We start from the raw sequence: 23,198 nt of genomic DNA, 5'->3' as shown, positions 1-23,198 counted from the left end.
GCCTAAGGCGATCAGCGATGCGATGTTTGCACTGCTTGCGCCGCGCCCCAGGCCGGGTCACATTCTTGCCCTGATGCGGCCAACACTTCCCTGCTTCTGGAAATGTTTCATTTCATCCATACCTTTGGTCTTTAAAGTTGAATGCACACAATACTGATATCATACGCCTGGATCCATGGAGTTTAGCGTTAATGTAAAAACCTACTATAAGAGTTCGCTTGAACGTGCATTTAAAACACCGATGCTGTGTGACGTGACTAAAGTACACACGGGCTTTGGCATAATGCCCCGCGTGACGCACTGCACCGACGATGAGCAGTGGGGACAGCCGGGTTCCACCAAGAAAGTATTCGTCGAGAAATCCCTGACGCACCAAGGGGGCTTCGGTTCCGTCGATAGAGTCGTTTCGCGTATTGAGAATACCTACTGGAAGATCGAGGTAAGCGATTTTCAGGCGTGGATGCTTGGCTTCTACAAGTTTGTGGGCGAATGGCGGACTACACCGGCAGAGCAGGGCAGGATTCTGGTCGATTACACCTACACCCTCTACGCCCGGAATCCGATCTTATATCCATTGAATTGGTTGTTTGCGAAGTTGTTCTGGAAAAGATACATGAACCAGGTTCTGGAGAACATACGGCGCATGATTGACGCACACGAACCTTATTGCTATCCCTAAAACACGAACGCAGCAGTTTTTCCGGCAGGGAAGGTTTGATAGCTCCCGGACCCGCGGAACTGGTTTCGCATGGTGCATTCTGTGCTCGTTGGGTCACCACCGATGAAACGTTTGCAGGTCGAATGGTTTACCCCGTCGTGCCCGGCGATCCTTCATTACGGATTCCGGAAGAATCTGTACCTTCAAGGGATAAGTACACCCCCTCATGATCCTTCGTACCGGTATTCTTACCTGGCTGGTGAGCCTGTCTCTTATCCCGGCTTTCGCGCAAACGACCACCTGGTCCGAGCACGTGGCGCCGATCCTCTACGCGCACTGTACATCCTGTCACAATGCTGTCGGCATCGCGCCGTTTTCGTTGATGAGCTATGCGGATGCCTATGACAATGCGAATGATATCGCCGATGCGGTAGCCGACCGCACGATGCCGCCCTGGCCGCCCGATCCCACTTATAGCGGATTTGCGCATCAACGGGTGTTGAGTCAGTCGGATCGCGATCGCATTGCCGATTGGCTGACCGATGGCGCACCCGAAGGGGATACGGCGCTGGCTCCCGATCCGCCGGTCTATTCCGGACTCGCGGAACTCCAGAATCCCGATCTGGTGAGTCGCATGACTCCTTATACGGTAAACACTTCGACGGATCTCTATCGTTGCTTCGTTATCCCGACCGGATTATCCGCCGATCAGTACATCACGCAAATCGAAGCGCTGCCGGGCAACCGGGGTATCGTACACCATGTCCTGATCTTCGAAGACACCTCCGGCGTTCCGGCCCAGCTCGACGCCGCCGATCCCGGTCCCGGCTACACCAACTTTGGAGGAACCGGATCTTCGAGTTCCAACCTGATCGGTGTGTGGGTACCCGGACAGGGGATGATGTCCCAACCCAACGGCATGGGCATCCTGCTGCCGGCGAACACCAATATCATTCTCCAGGTCCACTATCCCGGTGGTACCATTGGGCAGACCGATTCCACCGAAGTGCGCTTCCGGCTGAACCCCGGTCCGCTGCGACGGGTCTACATCGCATCGCCCCTGTCGCACTTCAACCTCGACAATGGTCCACTCTACATTCCCGCTGATTCCGTCCGCACGTTTTATGCTCATTACCAGTTGCCGTTCGGTATTTCGGCCCTTTCCGTTGGCCCGCACATGCACCTGATCGGACGCAGCATACGATCGTTCGGGGTGACGTCCTCCAACGATACGATCCCGTTCATCGACATCCCCGAATGGGATTTCCATTGGCAGGGACTCTACACCTTTCCTCGCGTTCTCCACCTGCCTGCCGGCACCACCCTGTACTCGGAAGCTTTTTACGACAATACCACCAACAATCCGGAAAACCCCAACGATCCACCTGCGCCGGTCTTTCTCGGTGAAGCGACCACCGACGAGATGATGCTCGTCTATTTCAGCTATACCTATTACCTGCCGGGCGACGAGAACATCATCATCGACAGCAACGTAGTCGCGACCGGACTTCCTCCACTGGCAAGTCCGATTGCCCATACACCGCAGTTGAATTCCCCTTATCCTAACCCTGCAAGCGATCGCCTCGACTTCGATTACTTCCTACCCAAGTCCTCCGGCGCTATCTTGATACTCACTGATCCTATCGGACGAATTGTCTGGAAGGCTCAAGTGGACGCTGGAAGTACCTCCGGTTTGCAGCACGCCACCATTCAGATCGAAGGATTCGAATCGGGTCGCTACCAGTTGAGTTTACGGGCCGATGGTGTCCTGCGCACGAAGGCGGTTAGCATTATCCGGCCTTGAGGTGCCTTCTTGTCGCTAATCGTACTGCTGACACGCGCTTGTGTGAAAGCCGTTGACTCCCGATGTTCCGGCTAGCCCTCCAGCGAGGAACTTTACGGGTTGTTATCTGTTAATCTGATCATGCGAAAACCCCGCATATTCCTGTTGCTTCTCCTGTGCTTCTCCCTTCAGAGATCGGAAGCAGCCGTCGTTTTCAACGAGTTCATGTCCAACAACCAGGGCACAGTCACCGATTCCGATGGCGACTATTCCGACTGGATCGAGTTGTACAATACATCCGCCACGCCGGTCAATTTGTTGAACTGGGGATTGTCCGACAATGTCGATAGTCTGTTCAAATGGCGGTTTCCGAATTACACGCTGAATGCGGGTAGCTTCCTGCGCATCTGGTGTTCGGGAAAGAACAGGGCTGTCACTACTCCTTTTCATACCAGCTTCTCGATCGATTCGCGCGGCGAGACCATTTACCTGAGCGACTCCACCGGCGCCGTACAGGATAATCTCCTGGCCATTTATATGCCTCCGGACCGTTCGTTCGGTCGTCTGCCGAATGGCAGCGTCAACCAGTTTTACCTCTCGGTTGCCACACCGGCTGCATCGAACAATTTCGCGACGGCTTTTCAAGGCGCAGTCACCGAGCCGGTAACGTTTTCGCTGGCCGGCGGTTTTTATCCTTCCGCCCAGACCTTCACCCTGTCGCATCCCGACCCTACCGTCACCATCCGTTATACCCTCGACGGTTCCGAGCCGACAGCGAATTCGACCCCATACACCGGACCGATCACGGTAGACAGCCGTGCGGCCGATACGAATTTCTATTCCACGATCCGGACCTGTTACAAAGTGCACGCCTGGTTGCCCGACTGGAACCGACCTTTGGGTAATGTCTACAAATGCAACGTGGTCAGGGCGCGCGCCTTCAAGAGTTCGTTTCTGCCCGGCCCCGTTTCCACGCAATCGTATTTCATTGATCCGGCCATGGCAACGCGGTATGGAAATCTGCCGGTGGTCTCTTTGGTCTCCGATCCGCGCAACCTGTTCAATGATACGATCGGCATTTACGTGCCGGGAATCAACTATGTGCCCAATACCTTTCAGGCGAACTACTATTTCGACTGGAACAGGCAGGCGAACGTCGAGTTTTTCATGCCGGGCGGGCAGCAGGTCGTGAACAGTAACTTCCGGATCTCCATCAACGGGGTCACTTCCCGGTCGAGTCCACAGAAGGGCCTCGACATCACCGCGACTTCCGATCTTGGGGAAGGAAAGATCCGCTATCCCTTCTTCGCGAATACACCGGGCCCCGCGCGTTATCTTACTTCCTTCGACAAACTCAAGCTACGCAGTTGGGGCAGCGATCGCGCGTTCGCGCTCTTCCGTGACGCCTATACGGCTCAGTTCTTCCATAAAACTACGCTCGACTATGAAGCTTATCGTCCCTGTGTCGTCTTCATCGATGGAGAATATTGGGGACTGCACGAATTGCGAGAGCGGAACCGGAACGAAGAATATTTCGAAGACCATTACCTGATCGATAAGGACAATCCCGGGTTCGATATCGTCGATCTGCAGGATAACATAGCCATTGAGGGCGATACGCTTGCCTGGTCGCAGCTCGAGCAGTTCGTCACGACGAATAACATGGCGGATTCGGCCAACTATGCGTACGTAAAGACGAAGATGGACGTCGAGAATTTCATGCTCAACTACGTTTCGAGCATTTACTTCTCCCGTGGCGACTGGCCCGGGCAGAATGAAGCCGTCTGGCGTCCGCGTACACCGGATGGGAAGTTCAAATGGATCCAATGGGACATGGACAACACTACCGCCTATTACCTGAATCCATGGTACGATATGTTCCAGCAGGCGATTCTCGGCAGCAGGGGTTACGGTCCATCTCCCATGCTGGTCGCGCTGCTGGCCAATACCGGGTTCCGTGACAATTGGATCAACCTGTTCGCGGATTACATGAACACCAACTTCCTGCCCCCGCTCATGCAGGCGAAGGTGGACGAATTGCGGAACGAGTTATCACCCTACATGCAGGAGTACCGCGACCGCTGGCAGTGCAACGCCAACTGGCAGGCGCAGACGGACAGTATGAAGTGGTGGGTCAACCTGCGGCAGCAATTCTGCCGGCAGCAGATCCTGACAACCTTTTCCCTACCCGCGTTTCGACGCGTATCGTTGAACGTAAGCGATACCGCCAAGGGGAACATCCGCGTCAATACCGTTTTTCTCGATCCATCAACACCGCGCACTACCACCAACGTTTTTCCATGGGCAGGATATTACTTCCAGGGCGTACCGGTTCCGCTCACGGCAGTACCAAAACCGGGCTACCGCTTCGTACGCTGGTTGCAGTCGAACGACACCAACGCGACCATCCAGCTTAACCTCGTCAGCGACACGGTGCTGACAGCCTTGTTCGATATCGATACATCCTATCGTGCTCCTTTGCGGGTCGTGATCAACGAAGCACAAGCCTCGAACAATTTCACCGTGCAGGACAATTACGGGGAATACGACGACTGGTTGGAGATCTACAACCCGAACGCCGACACGGTCGATCTGGCCGGGTATTATGTCACCGATAATCTGATTCTGCCGACGCGCTTTCAGTTTCCCGTCGGAAACGATTCAACAAAGATCGCCCCGTACGGACATCTGCTTTTATGGGCCGACGATGACGCGGAGCAAGGAGCCCTGCACCTTCCGTTCAAGTTCAATGCTTCGGGCGACCTGGTCGTGTTGTATCGTCCGGATGCCTCGAGCGTGGAAGACTCCATTCGGTTACCGTCGATCCTGTCGGATCAATCCTATGGCCGTTCGTATGACGCTTCCTCCACATGGGTGTTTTTTACAACGCCTACGCCGGCCGCCACCAATCAGGAGATCCCGGCCGCGAGTTTATTGATCAATGAGGTAATGGCTTCCAACACCGGAACGATTGCCGACAATTACGGGCAGTTCGACGACTGGTTCGAACTCTACAACCCAACCGCCGACACCCTTGATCTCGCAGGTTGGTTTGCCAGCGACGATCCCGCGCATCCGACCCGGTACCGTTTCCCGCACGGAACCGATTCCACCAAAGTGCCGCCCTACGGTTTCCGTATCGTCTGGGCCGACGGGCAACCCGAGCAGGGCGTCTTGCATGCGACATTCGGGCTGAGCGCTTCCGGTGATTGCGTCTATCTATACAAACCGGATGCGATCTCCATCTCCGATAACATTTGCTTTGGTGCTGCCGTGGCCAATGTGTCGTATGGGCGCACGTATGATGGAGCCAACAACTGGATCGACTTCAATCCCGCCACACCAGGCGCGACCAACGTACAGGTAGGAGCGGAGCGGATCGTCATCAACGAAGTACTTACCGTGAACACGAATTCGGTTACGGATAATTTCGGAGAACGCGAACCCTGGATCGAACTGCACAACCCGAATCCCGACACGGTTGATTTGGGTGGCTGGTTCCTGTTCAACCTCGTCGGGAATCCCGGACAGTACCGTTTTCCTTTCGACAACGATTCGTTGCGTATTCCGCCCGGCGGATTTTTGTTGGTGTACGCGGACAATGAAACCCGGCAAGGCAGCCTGCATGTACCCTTCCAGTTGAATGGCGGCCCCGCCTGTATCTGGTTGTACAAACCGGATCAAGCGGGCTCCGATTCGATCTGTTTCGGCGCGATCGCCGCTGATCAGTCCTACGGACGCCAGTTCGACGATGATCCGGTATGGATCAACTTCCCGGTGCCGACGCCGGGGGCAACCAATTACAGTCCGCAAGCTGCCACGGCCTTGCTGAATGAAGTTCAGCCGGTGAACACGAATTCCGCTGCCGATAATTACGGCGACTTCGATCCCTGGGTGGAGATCTACAACCCCAATCCGGATACGCTGGACTTAGGCGGCTGGTATATCAGCGATGTTTCGTCGCAACCGTTGAAGCATCGCTTCCCGCTCAACAACGATTCACTGCGCATACCTCCCGGTGGATTGTTCCTCGTATGGTCGGACAATGAAGTGGTTGAAGGAGCGGCACATGCCAACTTTATCCTGTCGAACGGGCCGGCATGTGTGTATCTCACCAAGCCCGACGGCCTCACGCGTTCCGATTCGTTGTGTTATCCGTTACTTGCAGCCGACGAATCGTATGGTCGTCGCGCGGATGGTGATCCTGTACTGGTCACCTTTACCGGTCCGACGCCCGGAGGAACGAACTGGAACTTTACGCCGGTCAATGTACTGATCAATGAAGTGCAGCCGGTCAACCTGTCGACCATCGCCGACGAGCAGGGTGAGTTCGACGCCTGGGTCGAATTGTATAACCCCTTCCCGGACACGATCGATCTGGCCGGATGGTACATGGCCAACACCGCCACCCTGGGCAATCCGGTAACCTGGTACCGCTTCCCGTTTGACAACGATTCCACCAAGATCCCCGGCGATGGTTTCCGCCTGTTGTGGGCCGATGCAGCACCGGGTCAGGGTGCCTTGCACCTTTGGTTCGTGCTGAATGGTCTGAACGATTGCGTTTACCTGATCAAACCGGATGAAAATGTCTCCGACCAGATCTGTTATACCAATGTACAGCCCGATCATTCGTATGGACGTGACGGCGACGGTGATCCGGATTGGCGCGACTTCTCCATCCCGACGCCGGATTCTACGAATGTGGACCTGTCGGTTGGATTGCCGAATGCTCCGGTTGCGAAACAGCTGCTGGTATGGCCCAATCCCGTTCACGACGGACAGATTTTTTTCAGTCGGAGCATCGACGCCAGCCTGTTCGATCAGACCGGTCGGATGCTTAGGTTCACTGAACGCCAGACGTCCATGGACCTTCAGGGTCTTGCGAGCGGTGTTTATGTTCTGCTTGCTCGCACCGGTGAACGGATACGGATCGTAGTATACTGATCCGACTTGGGTCTGTACTCTTCGGAATATCCGGCGCACCCTTACTGGAAAAGAAAGCTGTCAGCCGAGTGTAAAATCACGCCTGTTAACCACTCCGGAATGGGTTTCCGTCAATTTCAGCTTGGTTATTAATGGCATTCTTTCGAGGTTCGTTCAAGCTTGAATCGTCTCCCATGCGGTATTTATTCCACTTTTACTCTCCTGCTCATCTCGACCGCTTGTCTGGCACAGTCACGCCTGCAATGGACCGTCAGCGAGCGAACCCCGACAGCGCAGGCCAATATGCTACGTGCGGCGGCAACCGATGCGTTCGGCAACACCTACACGATCCAGAATACCCAGGACGCGACCAGCTTTTGGTTGATCGATCGCTTCTTCGCCTACGATGTACATGGTAACAAACGCTGGGAGATCGTCAATGATAGTTGTTTCAGCGGTTGCCAGGCGATTTATCATCTGGTCGTTCCGGTGGATAACGACGGCGCGATCTTCCTGGGTGGTTATGACGACTCGCTGATGAACCGGGATTTCCGTCTGCGACGCTACAACCTCGACGGCACCTTGCGCTGGCAACAGGATTGGGCCTATCCCTATATGTCGGTGCGACCGCTGATCGCGAGGTTCAGTCCGAACGGTTCACTCGTGGTTGCCATGGTCAACGAAGTGAACCCCGTGGATGGTGACGACTTCGCGCTGGCTGCTTTCGATACGACGAATGGGACCTTGCTATGGGATATCTCGATCCCGGACCAGGGTCCTGTCGGGGTGAATTTGTTTGAGACCATCACGGATATGGAGATTGATGCCGCCGGTACGATCATCTGCACCGGAAACGGAGGGAACGGCCTGGCCGCGATCATCCGCAGCTATTATTTCAGCGTGAGTCCTGCAGGAAGCCTGAACTGGATTCGTTTCTCCAATGGGAACCTGATTCCATCGAGCACTAGCCGGCTGGAGCTTGACGGACTCGGTTATTTCTATCGCTCTCACGGACAGAACGGACAACTCTGGTTGCAGAAGCTGGATGTCGCGACCGGTTCAAACGTCTGGTCTTTGCCCTATACGCATGATTCCGCTTCGATCGCGCCGGTGGACCTGGCGTTCGACGGTGCCAACCCGTATCTCTTGTTCAACTACCGCTATTGGATTCCCGACAGTTCATTTTCGGGTGGTCATTGGACCAACTTCGACTATTCGGTGTATAAATACGATACGGCTGGTGTATCCGTTTTCCGGCGCGATTACCTGAGTGACCTCGACTCACTCGCTGTACAAAATGGAACCGGCGGCGCGGTTCTGATCGGTGCCTGCGGAGGAGATTTTTACGTGTTGAGCCGGCACGCGCTCGATAGTGAACGAACCGTATTGGCCATTAACAGCTTCGATACCTCGGGGACCGTGCGGTGGATGGATACGACCCGCATGGTCATGGAGCCCGGCGGCATGACGCTGGATGCGGAGTGCAATGTGTATCTCTCCCGCTCCGATTGGCTGAGCGGCAATTACGTCACGACAGTCGTGCAGCAGTTTTCCGATCGTTTGCCGACAACGCTCGGGGAAAATGGAGCGGAGACGCTGAACATCTTTCCGAACCCGACCACCGGAATAATTCGGGTCACAGGGCTCTTTCCCGATTGGATGCAGGTAACTGATCTCAGCGGTCGGGAAGTTTACGCGATCGCGCATACCGATCAACTCGACCTTGGAGCCTTGCCGGAGGGAATCTACCTGCTGCGCTTGCAGTTCGGTGATCGTAGCCATTGCAGTTTGGTCGTAAAAAATGGACATCGTCGTTAGAGTTGATGCCCATGCGGTTCCGGGTATCGCAGGGATTTAGAGGAAGAATGCTCCGAATCTTTGAAATTGCAGAGAAATGTCAGGGTTAAACTGCCGTTTTTTTACTTACTTGCCGGAATAGGTCGAGGGAAAACTTTGTATTTTTCCCACAAATTCCAGTATTATTATGGATCATCAACTGAAATTCGTCAATTCCAGTCATACCCGATTTTTTCTCGAATTAAGAAAGCGAGTTGATGCCTACTTCACCTCCAATGGTATCAGTCCGCATGCGAATGCAGCGATGGTATTCAAAACCATCTTCATGCTGGCTTTGTATTTCGTCCCGTATGCCTTGTTGATCAGCGGAACGGCTACCGGTTGGGGATTTTGGGCCTGCTGGGCGCTGATGGGCTTCGGCCTTGCCGGAATCGGCATGAGCGTCATGCACGATGCCAATCACAAGGCCTATTCGTCGAGCGACACCGTGAACTATATCATGGGTAAGACCTTGAATGTAGTAGGAGGAGACGCGCGCAACTGGAAGGCCCAGCATAATATCCTGCATCATACCTATACGAATGTTTACAACGCGGACGAAGACGTGAACGATAAGTTGGGGATGCGGTTCTCGCCGGCCGGTAAGCACCGTTCCATTCAGCGGTTCCAGTTTCTGTATGCCTTCGTGCTCTATTCGATCATGACCTTTTATTGGGTGCTGCTCAAGGATCTGATTCAGCATTTCCGTTATCAGCGCAAAGGATTGAATAAAGAAACCGGTTGGAAGAAAGTGGGCACCATCCTTTCGCTGGTTGTGTGGAAGCTATTCTATGTAGGCTATATGCTCGTATTGCCGGCACTCGTACTGGAGGTTTCATTCCTGAAGTTATTCGCCGGCTTCCTGTTGCTTCACCTGATCGCCGGCACGGTACTGAGTGTGGTTTTCCAGCTTGCGCATGTCGTGGAAGCAGCGGAATTTCCCATGCCGGATGCGGAGGGCAACCTCGAGACGGAATGGGCCATTCACCAGTTGCGGACTACGGCGGATTTCTCGCCGGGTAACCCGATCATTACTTTTTATGTCGGCGGACTGAATTACCAGGCCATACATCACCTCTTTCCAAGGATCTGTCATATCCATTACCCCAAGCTGGCGCCCATCGTTGCACAGACAGCGAAGGAGTTCGGTGTTCCGTATACGGTTTATCCATCTTTCGGAAAGGCGCTTCGTTCACATGTGCGGATGCTGCAGAAGCTGGGGCGGAAGGATTATTTCCACCTGATTGAAACGATGGGTTGATCGGTGGACCGGTGTGCCTTGTATTGAGGCACACGGAGCATACGGATTTTCACGGAATTTACTTACAACTTTAGCAGCATTTTCGGAACGCTGTTGCCGACCTGCAGGTAGTACACTCCTGCCGGCAACATCCCGACATCCAGCAGGTCGGAATTTCCTTCGACTTTTTGGTGTAACACGATTTCGCCTTGTATGTTGCGAAGGACGGCGGAGGTGGTCGTGGGAGGAAGTGCTGTCGAAAACCGGATTCGATCGGTACATGGATTCGGAAATACCGCTATCTCGGGGAATGTTGTGGATGACACGCCCGTATTCAACGCGTTCCGCACCCGCATGATCCGCGGCGAGGAACGGTCGTAGGCGATGAAATACAAACTTCCGTCGGGGCCGGCGCAGGCATCGCGGACGCGACCGTACTCGTAACGCAGAAAGTACTGCTTGTTGAGGACGGAATCCATCGTTGCGTTCATCGTGTAGGCGATGAGTCCCTGGTTGATGCCGGTCACCGCCTGTACCAGTCCGTGCAACTCCGGAATCGACGGATGGTCGTACCAGGTGATTCCCGAGGGAGGGTTCTGGCCGACATCGATCGGGAAGGTCAGGCTGGATTGATAGGCGTTGCAAGTGTCAATGCTTCCTATGCACTGGTTCCCATCAAAGATCACCCAGCCGTAATGATTGCCCGGTTGGATGAGGTTGAGTTCGTCGTTGATCTGTCCGTACTCCGATACGATGATGTTGCCATTCGGTACCTGTACGATTCCCTGCGGATTCCGGTGTCCCCAGGTCCAGCTGTAGTCGGGGCGTGGGTTGTCGCTCGGCACGGAACCGTCGGGACGTACCCGCAGCACTTTGCCCGAATTCATGAACAGCGTATCCTGCCATTGCAGTCCGGCATAATCGGCCGTCCCGATATACAGACAGCTATCCTGACCAAAGACCATGCGTCCGCCTGAGTGTTCACCCGGGTGGTACCAGGAAAGCAGGAACAATGGATCTTCCAGTGAGTCGACAGCCGAATTGTATCGATAGCGCCACACTTCGATGCGCGTGCTTTGTCCGTAGTAATAGCCGGTATCGATCGTAGCATATACGTAGGGCTGATGAATGAAATCGCTGTGATGCGCCAGCCCCATGAAGTACCCGCTGGGCACACGCAATACGGTGCTGATCACACCCGTGACCGGATGCCAACGGCGAATGGCTGTCTGGTCCGTGAACCACAATTGCCCGTCAGGACCCATGTGCAGGTCCCAGGGCCCGCTGGCATAACCGCCCGCGAATTGCGCGCTGTCCACCGCGGTTTCAATCCGTACGATGGTATTCCCCAGGGTATCCAGGATTCCTTGAGCCGACAATCGAATTTGTCCGATGATGCAAATCAGTAAAAGACAGAGGAGGCGATTCATCAGGCTAAGATAACGGCTTGCCGGAATGTGGCCGGAACCCGAATGGAAGAAGATGTTGGGCAAACTATATTCGATTACAGGTGGTCATGAAGCAGGATCGTTTCACGACCCGACTTAAAAAAGTACCAGTTTTTCGTAGAACACTCTTGCAAGCGGAGTTTGTCCTGTCGCATGAATGTTAAACTGTGTTGCTGAATTGAACCGAATCCTTCAAGCCGCTATCTTGGAATTTCACCAATGATTCCATGACCGCCATGAGCCACCGCATCGTCCATTTCGAGATCCCCTGTAACCAACCGGAGAAGACCATCCGGTTTTTTGAAGAAGCGTTCGACTGGAAATTCCAGAAATTCGGCGAGGAAGATTATTGGCTGGCCATCACCGGTAACGACGAAGGTCCGGGTATCAACGGCGCCGTGATGCGCAAACGGGATCCCAACCAGCCGATCGTCAATTCCATCGATGTACCGGATATGGATGCAGCGATACGCCGCGTGGAAGGAGCCGGCGGTCTGATCGTCGTTCCAAAGATGCCGATCCCCACGGTCGGTTGGCTGGCCTACTTCAAGGATCCGGATGGAAACATCCACGGGCTTTATCAGAACGATCCGCAGGCGAAATGAGCAGTGTCCACTGCACAGGCTGTTTTCGATTGACCGCTTGAATGTTTCTTCTTCCTCTTTAACTATGCAATATGCAGTACGCGATCGATCCATCACTCGATATACTTTCCCGCACTCCGGGTGTGCTTCGCCACCTGCTGGGCGGGTTACCGGAATCCTGGGCACATGCCAACGAAGGAGCGGAGACCTGGAGTCCGTTCGATGTGCTCGGTCACCTCATACACGGCGAACGTACCGACTGGATGGAACGCACACGCATCATACTCTCCGATCAGGAAGAGCGGAGGTTTCGACCTTTTGACCGGTTCGCTCAATTGGAGGAGAGTAGGGGGAAGGACATGTTGCAATTGTTGGATGAGTTCGAAGCGCTTCGAAAGCGAAATATTACACAGGTTCGGGAATTGAACCTGTCCGACGAACAACTGGAACGCACCGGCATTCATCCCGCTTTCGGAGCAGTAAGACTTTCTGAATTGCTCGCTACCTGGATGGTACACGACCTGGATCACCTTGCTCAAATCGCACGGGTCATGGCGAAACAGTATCAAGCTGCGACCGGACCCTGGACCGCCTACCTGAGGATACTTCAATGAACCTGATGTCAACACGATGATCCTATTGCTTTTGAAATAACCATCCTCAATGGCTAAGAACAAGACCGAACCCACTCAGGCAAGCGTCGAACGATTCATCCGCACGTTTGCCAATTCCGAACAGAAGAAGAAAGACAGCTATGAGCTGATCGACCTGATGAAGAAGGTCTCTGGTCACGAACCGAAGATGTGGGGCCCCAGTATCATCGGGTTTGGCTCGTATCATTACAAATATGCGAGCGGGCATGAAGGCGACGCCCCGATCATCGGCTTTTCTCCGCGAAAAGCGGCCATTTCACTTTATGTGTACACCGGACTCGACGAACACGAACACCTGTTGGAAGGACTGGGAAAGTATAAAATCGGCAAAGTCTGCATCTATGTGAACAAGCTCAGCGATATCGACCGGCAGAAACTGATCCGGCTCATGAAGGAGTCCATCCGGTACATCAAGTCGAAGTACCCGTAAGGAACATCGGCTCCAATGACCATGGTCTTTTCCCGGAACGGGGCATTCTCTTAAGTTTGCAGCCCCAAACCCGTTAACATGTCCGTTGAAATGCAGGTCCGAGCCAGGGCCAACGACCGCTGCGAATTGTGCAGCGCTTCCAATCAATTATCGGTTTATGCGGTACCGCCCGACGAAGGACCTTCGGCCGACCGGGCCATCCTGGTGTGCCAGGACTGTCTGCACCAGCTTTCCGGGCAAGATGAACTGACGCCCTCCCGCTGGACCTTCCTCAATGACAGCATGTGGAGCGAGGTTCCCGCTGTCCAGGTGCTGGCCTGGCGCATGTTGCACCGGCTGAAGAGCGAGAGCTGGGCGCAGGATGCGCTGGATCAACTTTACCTCGACGACGAACTGTTGCAGTGGGCACAGGCGACCGGCGATCATGAAGACCGCGACCCCGTTGCCGTACACCAGGATGTGAACGGCGCGCGCCTGCAGAACGGGGATACGATCGTGCTGACCAAATCGCTCGACGTAAAAGGCTCCCAGATCAACGCCCGCATCGGGACGACGGTGAAGAATATCAAACTTGTTCCGGATAACACGGAGCAGATCGAGGGTAAGATCGAAGGACAGCAGATCGTTATCCTGACCAAATATGTGCGTAAGACAACGGCCTGAACGAAAATTTGGCCGATTCGCAGAATAAATCCTGAAAGTTGTACGGCCCCGTCTAATCGTGATCCGGGCGTTGGGTTTATCTTCGCCGGATGAGCAAACTTCTTACCTCCCTTTGTGTTCGATCAGCCGGCCTCTTTGTGCTGATCCTGCCCTTATTAACTTCTGCGCAACCGGCCGGTACGTTGGATCCTTCCTTCGGAAACGCCGGTCGTTATGTACAGGACTTCGGTTTCCAGGACAACCTCACGCACATCGCGGTGCAACCGGCCGACCAGAAGGTGGTCACCGTGGGTACTGCCTTGACGCCCGCGTTCGCGGGACAGCTCCTGGTGATCCGGCTGCTGACCGATGGTACGCCCGATTCCACGTTTAATGGCACCGGCGTGTTGACCGTTCCCGATTTCACGGAATCGTATGCGTATCGTGTGATCGTCCGGGACGACGGTAAGATTCTGGTCGGCGGCGCTTCCTGTGATCCGTCCTATAATTTTTCCTTCCTCGTCATGCGCTTCCTCGAGGACGGCAGTCGCGACACGACCTTCGGCCAAAGCGGCATCGCAAGTGTTGACCTGAGCCCGAGTGACGATATCGCCTACGGCATGACCGAGCTGAACGATGGTCGCATCCTCCTGGCGGGACAAATGACCGATCCGGCCTTCAACAAGGCGCCCGTCATCATTCGACTCGAAGAGGACGGTTCGCTGGATTCCACCTTTGGCACCAACGGCGTGGTGGCGATGCCGGTGACGGGACAGGACAGTCGCTTTTGGAACATCGCCGTACAGGCGGACGGTCGCATCACCGCTTGCGGCCACTATGACCAGGGTCTGACCGGTTCCGGCCAGTTCAATTTTGACGTGCTCGTTGCGCGTTACTGGGAAGACGGCTCGCCGGACAACGGTTTCGGCACGAACGGGATCGTCATGACGCCCTATTCGGCCGAATATGTAGAAGACGGTTTCGGTCTGGCGCTGACATCGGACGGCGGTTGTTATGTAGCCGGTTACACCACGCAACCCGACTTTTCGTTCGACCTGTTGCTGGCGAAGTACGACAGTACCGGAACGCTCGATACCGGCTTCGATACCGACGGCATCGCCATCTGGGATAGCGCCGCGCAGGATGTGGCGTACGATATGGTCCTGCAACCCGATGGAAAGCCCCTGCTGGCCGGCACTTCCGGCGGTTTCTTCATGGATGATCGCGACTTCTTACTGGTGCGTTACCGTTCCGACGGTTCACTCGACACGGATTTCGACGGCGACGGCTATTCGGTCACCACGGTAGCGACCGCCTTCGACGAAGCCAACGGGATCTGCCTGCAGGCCGATGGCAAGATCCTCGCGGCTGGAAAGGGCAATACCGGTCCGAACAACGACGTAGCCGTGATGCGATTCAACAACGATCTCTTGGTCGGCATCACCGAACCAACTGCAACAGCCAACCTGAGCTGCTGGCCCATACCGGTCAGGACGGGATCCGTACTGCATGTATCGTCCACCCTCCAGGCGGAGCGCATCGAACTGACCGACCTCTACGGCCGGACCACGCTGCTCCATGCAGGAGCGCCGGCCCTCGCGCAATCCACCATCGAGATCCGCCTGCCGGCAACGCTTGCAGCCGGTTCCTACCAACTGCGGATGACCGACAAGAACGGCAATCTGGCTCAGACGCGATTGCTGGTGGTGGAATAAGTACCGCTGATCATTTGACGAACCAACGTTCGTCACTTGTTTTCCGGCCCCGGATCCTGAATTTGAAATCAGGATACGGGGCTGATTATTTTACGGCTTAATTCCACTATAACTCAGGAATTCGACCAACGGTCTCGGCAGGCAATCATATTTTTTTCTTAATCGTCTATACCAGCATGGAGAAGAAAATTCCTGGCAAATTCAGATTCTTTGGTAACAAGCACTATGGCTTTTAAACAAAAAATGGAAAAGCGCTACTGAGATTAGTGCTTACAAGATTCCATCAATTGCGATGATTCGAAAAACCGGATAGACAAGGACAACTTTTTTAAGTCACGGAAGGTGTTAAATTTTCCGAAACATTTGCATTTTTAAAATTCATTATTATCCTTTGATATTGCTAACGATTTTAAACCGATGCCATGAAAACAACTACTATTAAACTTCGTTTTTCGAATATTTTAAGGGGGGGGTCCCTTGTCTTATTGCTGTTGTCGCTCGGAGTCTTCGGACAGTCATTGGATGTGACATTTAATCCTTCCGTGTTCAATGGCGGATATAATGTGAGTTGTAACGGAGCCAGTGATGGCACCCTGGAAGCGATCATCGTTGGCGGACAGCCGCCCTATTCTTTTCAGTGGTCAACGGGTGCCTACACGAAGACCATTACCAGCCTGGCAGCCGGAACGTATTCCATTTCCGTTATTGATGCCGCGCAGGACACCATCACCAAGAGCTATACGCTGATTGCCTCGGAAGCCCTCACCGGTTCACTCGACGTTTCGACCTATGGAGGCGGATTCAACGTTTCCGCGCAAGGGGCAGCCGACGGCTGGATCACCGCTGTCATTGGGGGCGGCGCTACACCCTATACCTATCAGTGGAGCAATGGAGCCGAGACGGAGACGAATCACGACCTGCCGAGCGGATCGTATTCGGTGATTGTCCGGGATGTCAACCAATGCCAGTTGCAATTATCGACCAGCCTGACGCAGCCCACGCCTTTGCATATTGTCAGCATCACCAGTCCGCTGCACAACGGGTACAACCTCAGTTGCAAGAGCAGCGATGATGGCGCCATTGACCTGACGGTTTCCGGTGGTGTTGCGCCCTATACCTATCAATGGAGTAATGGAAATTTCACACAAGACCTGGCAGACCTGAAAGCCGGCGAGTACACGGTGCTGGTCAAGGACCTGAACGGTGTTGGCGTAACGGCCAGTATCACGCTCACGCAACCCGGTTCGATCGAAGTGGAATTGACCGCTCCGACCTACCCCAACGGCCACCACACGACCTGTTACAACTGTTCCAACGGCAGTGTGACCACCACGGTCACCGGCGGGGTGATGCCGTACACCTATTCCTGGAACACCGGCCAGAACACCCAGAACCTCTCCAACCTCATGGCCGGCACCTACTCGGTGCTGGTAACGGATGCCAACGGTTGCACCAAACCCGACGTCAAGATCGACCTCACCCAGCCGGATCGGGATGATTGGACGATGACGGGGAATGGTGGAATCGATTCTTCATCGGAGTTCCTGGGCACAACAGACAGTACCAGCCTGATCCTGAAGACCAATAACGCTGAACGAATTCGCATCCGGGGAGCCGGAGGTGTAGCAATTCAATCCGGTCTTGTCGTCGACAGTCTTAACATTCAGCAGAACTTATCGTTGGGTGGTCGCAGACTCATGGGTTATCGTACATCCTCACAAAACGGGGTGGGCCTTTTCGGTTTCGGGCAAGATCCGGATGAGAGTATCAGTTCGATCACGTCCTGCTCCAATCCCGTACTGAACGTTCCGACGAACTATCAATTTCAGGGATCGCTACAGCTTTACGGAAATTTTTCGGCTGGTAGTGGGATTGGAGTTATGGAAATGGGTTTTGATGGCACGAACTCGTTCATAGACGTGGTTGGCGCTCCGCAAACACCTAATTCCAATCGCCTGTTAGTGAACTATTATTGTGGCAGGGATGCCTTCATCTGCACAGGTCCGAATGGCGGTAATGTGCAGCTGGGTGGGACAAACTCAATAATTGGAGTTGGAATTGACCCAACTCCCTATACTGGAAGTACTGGTTATCGGCTCTATGTAGCCCAGGGTATTCGTACCGAAAAACTACGGGTAGATCTTCCAGGTAACTGGCCGGATTATGTTTTTGATCCCGGCTACTCCCTCATGAGTTTGAAAGAGGTGGAAAGGTATGTTTCGGAAAACCGGAAACTACCCGGCCTGCCGTCTGCAAGAACGATTCAGTCGGAGGGCTTGGATGTTGGTTTGATGCAGGCCAAAATGCTGGAGAAGATGGAAGAACTGGTCCTGTACGTAATTCTCCTGGAAAAGAAAGTTTCCGCACTGGAGGAACAGTTAGTGGCAGACAGCAAATAGGTCTGCTTAACGGAGTACAAACTTTTCAAAGACGAGATAATGCGAGCGCTGTGGCTTTTTATACTAATTTCAATAGCGCATACGGGCAACGGTCAGTATGTCACCATAAAGGGAAAACAATTTTATGATCGCGATGGAAGTCGATTTTTCCCCAAAATCATGAACTACTCCATTTCACCCGGATATAATTCCTTCCCAGTGAGCTCCTATAGCGACATGTGGGTAGGCCCGTGGCCGCAATATGGCCAGTATCGTCATTTGGAAAATCCGGATGGCTTAGACCAGATTCGCCAGGATTTTGCAGCGATTCGGGGATTGGGTTTCAATTCAATCCGACTTATTACCGGATTAAAGAGGTACAATATTCCCCCATGTACCACTGGTCAGGGAAGCTATTGTCACCCCTGTAATGGAATTATTGGCAGTTCGGTATTTTCATTTGATTGGTTTCTTTCCGGGTGGAATCAGAATATTTCTTTAAACGCGAAGAATAATAAGTGCTATGCGATCCAGGCGCCTTATGATCTGCCATCCAATCCTCAAATGGCGATCTTTTTACAAATGCTCGAAGATGTGATTGAAGTAGCTGATCGTGAGGACTTGCGGGTAATCCTGCTCACAGCAGACGGGTTTGACCTCTTCAGGGGTGGGTTTGGACAACCCAATCAAACAGCGGTCGATGACTATAAGGCCTTTTTGAAGGTCATGACCGGTTACTTAGCCACCAACACGGCGATTATGGCGTATGATTTGGACAATGAGCCGAATTATAAAGACGGTGATAATGGACTATGGAATCGCAGAAAAAATGAAGTATGTGATTTCAGTGGTCAATTGTATGACGCCATTAAAGTACAAAGCGACCCGAACCACCTGATCACAATTGGCTTAGGGCACGCGGGCACCACGCAAACATGGGATCCCGGTGTGATGAAAACGGATTTTGTTTCCTTGCATATCTACCCGGAACCGCAATGGCAGTACGATTATGGTGTGAATATTCAGGAAGATGTTATTCAACATGCAATCGACCGAATGATGGATCAGATCTACTGGGCCAGCACTTATCTGGAGCGACCCTGGGTATTGGAAGAGACGGGATTTACGTCCAGCGATGATCTCGGAAGTTGGGATTGTGGCACTTTTGGAGACTACAGTGACCTGAACGCATTCATGCAAGATTTGCTACCGATCATCCGGGATTGTGGCCCGTCCGGCTATGCATGGTGGGGGTTTCAGGACAGCTTCGAGAACGGCTACACCCCTCCTGACTGTTCACTCCAAGTGCCTCCGGGCCAGGCGAATTTGGACCACTCCCGCCGATCATGGGCCTTTCTGAAGTCCGGTGATCCCGACCCGACTTGGGGGTACAATTTGTTGATGAAACAGCCGGCATGTTCGACCTTACAGACCTTCCCGTGGACCGCAACCGCTCCCTGCAGCATCAACCCTCCCTCCACCGTAACCCTGAGTGATCATTACTACGACCCTTATTTGAATCACATATCCAATCCGGGCTTGACAGGAGCGGTTACCGGCACTTGTCGCGACAGTGAGGGAAGACCAATTGCCGGGGCTGTCGTAGCGGCGGCGAATTATTTATATACGAAGTTTGACCCTATGACTATGCAAGTTATAGGGTATGAAAGTTACTGGACGTATACGTTTTCAGATGTTAATGGAAGCTTTCTATTAATTCCATTTAATTATTACACCCCTGGATTAAATGAGTTCATCACGCAAGTTCGGGTAACCGCACCCGGGTATAAAACAGTAGAGGAAGGAACTCTCCAAAGCCAACCGGTTTCTGCTAACATTCAATTTGCATTACCCGGCGCAACTCCTAAGTATGCTATTGCTATAACACAAACGGTATTATCGACCGAAACGGTAAACGAGCAAGCTTGGGCGAGGGTTAATTTTACTGGAACGAATGATATTCAGGGCTCTATGACAGTCAGGGCGAGGGAGAGTATAGAGATCAATGAAGGCTTCTTCGCGGTGAACGGTTCCATATTTGATGCCGGCATACAAGCTGTGTGGCCGGACTGCGACGATTATTCGGGCTTTAGACGCGCCAATCACGCTAGTTCCTTCGAAGTGAATTATCAGGTAAACAATAATGAAATAACCCTCCTGCTGGATTCGAAGAATAATGCAGTACCTGTTCGCTGCTTCCCAAATCCTGCAAATCGCCAATTGACCATTGTAGTTCCCGATTGTGGGCCGGATAAGGCCTATCAGCTTAAATTGTTGTCAATGGAAGGCCAGTTGATTTTGGAAGAAGAGATGAAGAATGAGATACAAATCCTAGACCTTAATTTAATTCGAGCAGGAGTTTATCTGATTCGCGTAGAAGCGAGTGGTATGAATTGGTGTTTACCCGTATATATTGTTAAATAACAGGCTAATGAAAGCTATAATTATAATAATTCTATGTTTCGGTATTTCGACAGATGTCAGAGCGCAACAACTTCGAGACGTAAAGCTTATTCAGAGTTATGGTGATGATATAATAAATGCAATTCAGACGGATTACGGTGTCTTATTTGCCGGACGTTATGGGGGCACAGGTGTTGTTGTGGGCGGAGATACACTTTATCCCTCCAATGGCTTGGGTGATATGTTTATTGGTCTTATCAATGAGTCATTAACCGATATGCTATGGGTAAGATCAATGGGAGGTTATAATAATCCCGGAGATTGGGAAAATTGTGCAATACTTGGAATCTCAAATGATGGTTTTTATGTCTCTGGTAGGTTTGGTGGTCCATTCTCCATCGACACTCATCAAGCAATAGCAAAGGGGGGCGAGGATGCGTTCTTTGCCAAATTTGATTATTCGGGTAATTGCCTCTGGTTGAAATCCGCGGGAGGAGTAATGGATGATAGTGGCGGGCCTGCTGTTTTGACTGCCGATAATAAAATCCTTTGGATAGTATATGGTGAGAGTTCGGGAACCATTGATACGTTTAATGTATCGAAGGGTGGTTATTTAGTCACCATGGATCTGGATGGAAACGTTCTGGCAGTTAAAGATCACTTTACCTCTGCCGTAATTTTCGGTTCCATGGCCATTCAGGGTTCTTCGATTTATTGTTCCGGCCAGACGCAGAATGATACTGCTGCATTTGGGCCCATAGCGTGGGTAGGCTCCAATCCCCAGGATATTGTACTGGCGAAATGCGATTTGAGTGGTAATCCCATCTGGGGTAAACGGTTTGTATCAGGCCGAAGCGGCGGTTCTGGCGGCCAATTGAGGGTAGATCCAACCGGATCAATTTATATTACTGGAAACTATTATGATAGTCTTATAGCGGATGGAAATTCAGTTCGAAACTATAATGGCTCTAACTACCATGATGTATTCATTGCTTGTTTTGATTCGAATGGAGTCAACCATTGGTTAAGGAATGGAGCATCGAGGTACTCATGGGGCTTTGGATTGACTATGGATACCGATTCTACTTTTTACGTAACAGGAGAGTTCACGGATACACTTACGCTGGGGGCTCATCAACTGTTTTCCCCTGGTAATGATTGTTTGTTTCTTTCTCGATTTACGAGAACTGGAGATTGCATGGGCGTTTTACCTTTTTCAGGCGGTTTTGGTAATAGTGTTACAATGGATGTAAATGGTTTTCCGATTGTTTCTGGAACGTTTTACGATTCTATCCAGGTTCAGGGAATAACCTATACGAGTTGGGGGCAACGCGATGCCTTCATCGGTCGGATGGATAAGATCACCGGTATTCCCAGTGAGGCAAGAATGGATGGTAATGGTCTGGTGATATATGCCAACCCCAATGATGGCAGTTTTCGGATCCGAGTTCCGGCATCCGTGGCTACCCTGGAAGGCGCGCGCTTATCTGTGTACGATTCAAAGGGGGCCCTTGTAGAGCAATTCAAAATTGACTCACATACCGAAGCACCCATCGTACGGCTGCACCATGCCATGCCCGGCCAGTATGTCTTGCGACTCGAACAGGATGGGAGGGCGTTTTCCGGACGATTGATATTAAAGTAGGGTCCTCTCGCTAAAACTTCCGCCGATTATACCTACGCTCTTCCGATTCATTGTCGAAAAGTTTAAATTCCAGCAGTACGGTATCAGACGGCCGGCGTCCTGCTAATGACAGCCGAGGCTTTATTGGATCGGAATTCCTGAATTTATTCAACGTAGGACTATTTCAACTCATTCCCCATCCCACTCCCCCTGATCATATCGGTGAGGATCGCTTTGATCTCGCCGAGGAGCTGTTTCATCCAGGCATAGTGCAGGTTTTCCCGGGTCACACGTTGGTAGAACATATCGTTGATCACCGCGAAGAGGCTGCGCGCCAGGTCCGGTTTGCCGGCAATACCGAGTTCTGCTGACCAGCAGGGGAGGATCGCGTCTTCGACGAATGCAATGGCGCGGGTGAAGCAAAGCTGGTAGGAAAGGTTCTCCCGGTGTACGCGCAACTGCCGGTTGAAAAGCAGGTCGCCGGGATATTCGGCCAGTAAATGCAAAAAGTCGGGATCGAACGTCCGGCAGTCGCAAGCGCGTCCGGCGATCTCCACCGCGCGGTCGAGGTGCCATTCCAGCAGCCGTTCGGTGAAGACATCAATATCGGCGAAGTGGTGATAGAACGAAGACTTGCTGATGCCCACCTTGCGCGCCAAAGTCTCCACCCGCAAGCCGTCCGGTCCTTGCGCGGCGAACAATTCGTAGCCCGCTTCGATCCAGGGCAGTTCGTTCTTGGAAACCATGCCGGGTAAAAATAACCCTTTTACAATTTTAAAAATTTGGCAGAAACAGGCATTCTACCTGTTCAAGTGTTAAAGTTAAGCGACAATATGTGTAACCAAAGGGTTACGCGTATATTTGTAACCAAACGGTTACAC

Annotated in this window: 15 protein-coding genes; 13 read left to right on the top strand and 2 right to left on the bottom strand. The window is 52.7% G+C overall.

Going from position 1 to position 23,198, the window contains the following annotated elements; all coding sequences use genetic code 11:
* Positions 1-283: 283 nt before the first annotated feature.
* The 5 genes from IPJ96_15615 (at position 284) to IPJ96_15595 (ending at position 10,461) form a co-directional block, all read left to right on the top strand.
* Positions 284-679 (top strand): SRPBCC family protein, encoded by a 396-nt coding sequence (locus IPJ96_15615; protein ID MBK7911745.1) that lies wholly within the window; start codon positions 284-286, stop codon positions 677-679.
* A 205-nt stretch (positions 680-884) separates the two neighbouring features.
* Positions 885-2,462 (top strand): hypothetical protein, encoded by a 1,578-nt coding sequence (locus tag IPJ96_15610; GenBank protein ID MBK7911744.1) that lies wholly within the window; start codon positions 885-887, stop codon positions 2,460-2,462.
* 120 nt (positions 2,463-2,582) lie between these two features.
* A complete protein-coding gene (locus tag IPJ96_15605) occupies positions 2,583-7,385 on the top strand; it encodes a lamin tail domain-containing protein (protein MBK7911743.1) in 4,803 nt (1,600 codons plus the stop codon).
* Positions 7,386-7,544: 159 nt separating this feature from the next.
* Positions 7,545-9,182, top strand: coding sequence for a T9SS type A sorting domain-containing protein (locus tag IPJ96_15600; GenBank protein ID MBK7911742.1), 1,638 nt, complete (start codon positions 7,545-7,547; stop codon positions 9,180-9,182).
* A 166-nt stretch (positions 9,183-9,348) separates the two neighbouring features.
* On the top strand, positions 9,349-10,461 hold the full coding sequence (locus tag IPJ96_15595; GenBank protein ID MBK7911741.1) for an acyl-CoA desaturase: 1,113 nt from the start codon (positions 9,349-9,351) through the stop codon (positions 10,459-10,461).
* 62 nt (positions 10,462-10,523) lie between these two features.
* Here the strand turns inward: IPJ96_15595 and IPJ96_15590 are convergent, their stop codons facing one another.
* Positions 10,524-11,870, bottom strand: a complete 1,347-nt coding sequence (locus tag IPJ96_15590; protein ID MBK7911740.1) for a PQQ-dependent sugar dehydrogenase — start codon at positions 11,868-11,870, stop codon at positions 10,524-10,526.
* A 254-nt stretch (positions 11,871-12,124) separates the two neighbouring features.
* On the opposite strand from IPJ96_15590, the gene IPJ96_15585 reads away from it, so the two are divergent.
* From IPJ96_15585 to IPJ96_15550, 8 genes are all read left to right on the top strand, one after another.
* Positions 12,125-12,493 carry a VOC family protein gene (locus IPJ96_15585; GenBank protein ID MBK7911739.1) on the top strand — a complete coding sequence of 123 codons (369 nt, stop codon included), beginning with the start codon at positions 12,125-12,127 and terminating at the stop codon, positions 12,491-12,493.
* 71 nt (positions 12,494-12,564) lie between these two features.
* Positions 12,565-13,086: a DinB family protein gene (locus IPJ96_15580; protein MBK7911738.1), complete on the top strand. Its 522-nt coding sequence runs from the start codon at positions 12,565-12,567 to the stop codon at positions 13,084-13,086.
* Positions 13,087-13,135: 49 nt separating this feature from the next.
* Positions 13,136-13,555: a DUF1801 domain-containing protein gene (locus tag IPJ96_15575; GenBank protein ID MBK7911737.1), complete on the top strand. Its 420-nt coding sequence runs from the start codon at positions 13,136-13,138 to the stop codon at positions 13,553-13,555.
* A 78-nt stretch (positions 13,556-13,633) separates the two neighbouring features.
* Positions 13,634-14,218, top strand: coding sequence for a PhnA domain-containing protein (locus IPJ96_15570; protein MBK7911736.1), 585 nt, complete (start codon positions 13,634-13,636; stop codon positions 14,216-14,218).
* Between the two features lie 89 nt (positions 14,219-14,307).
* Positions 14,308-15,912 (top strand): hypothetical protein, encoded by a 1,605-nt coding sequence (locus tag IPJ96_15565; GenBank protein MBK7911735.1) that lies wholly within the window; start codon positions 14,308-14,310, stop codon positions 15,910-15,912.
* 485 nt (positions 15,913-16,397) lie between these two features.
* Complete coding sequence (locus tag IPJ96_15560; protein ID MBK7911734.1) at positions 16,398-18,311, top strand: SprB repeat-containing protein; 1,914 nt, start codon at positions 16,398-16,400, stop codon at positions 18,309-18,311.
* 159 nt (positions 18,312-18,470) lie between these two features.
* Positions 18,471-20,714 (top strand): cellulase family glycosylhydrolase, encoded by a 2,244-nt coding sequence (locus IPJ96_15555; protein ID MBK7911733.1) that lies wholly within the window; start codon positions 18,471-18,473, stop codon positions 20,712-20,714.
* Positions 20,715-20,721: 7 nt separating this feature from the next.
* Entirely contained in the window at positions 20,722-22,338 is a 1,617-nt protein-coding gene (locus IPJ96_15550) for a T9SS type A sorting domain-containing protein (GenBank protein ID MBK7911732.1), read from the top strand.
* Positions 22,339-22,496: 158 nt separating this feature from the next.
* Here IPJ96_15550 and IPJ96_15545 read toward each other — a convergent pair whose 3' ends face one another.
* The gene (locus IPJ96_15545) at positions 22,497-23,063 is read right to left on the bottom strand and encodes a TetR/AcrR family transcriptional regulator (protein MBK7911731.1); all 567 of its coding nucleotides are present in this window, start codon (positions 23,061-23,063) and stop codon (positions 22,497-22,499) included.
* Positions 23,064-23,198 lie beyond the last annotated feature (135 nt).

The sequence above is a fragment of the Bacteroidota bacterium genome (assembly GCA_016713765.1).
In the GTDB taxonomy this organism is placed as follows: Bacteria; Bacteroidota; Bacteroidia; order AKYH767-A; family 2013-40CM-41-45; genus Pollutiaquabacter; species Pollutiaquabacter aromativorans.
This window is presented reverse-complemented; position numbering and strand designations above follow the sequence as displayed.